At 66.0% G+C, this 244-nt stretch carries 1 protein-coding gene; it reads left to right on the forward strand.

What is annotated here, in order from left to right; translation table 11 throughout:
* Window positions 1-244, forward strand: a 244-nt coding sequence (locus tag R2R70_RS22495; protein ID WP_410979271.1) for a LysR substrate-binding domain-containing protein, incomplete at both ends; no start/stop codon positions are given.

Here is a 244-nt window from a genome sequence, read left to right on the forward strand (position 1 = left end):
CGTGCTGTTCGTGCCGACCGTCGTCGAACGCTTCCGCCAGGCCGCGCCGAATGCGACGCTCGAGTTCCACTCTCTCGGCCCCGCGTTCGACTATGAGCTCGCGCTGGAAGACGGCAAGCTCGACATCGTCGTCGGCAACTGGCCCGAGCCGCCCGAACAGCTGCACCTGTCGAACCTGTTCGTCGACGAAATCGTCTGCCTGATGAGCAACACGCACCCGTTCGCGAAGCGCGGCGGGCTCACG

It is taken from the genome of Cobetia sp. SIMBA_158 (assembly GCF_046566945.1).
In the GTDB taxonomy this organism is placed as follows: Bacteria; Pseudomonadota; Gammaproteobacteria; order Pseudomonadales; family Halomonadaceae; genus Cobetia; species Cobetia amphilecti.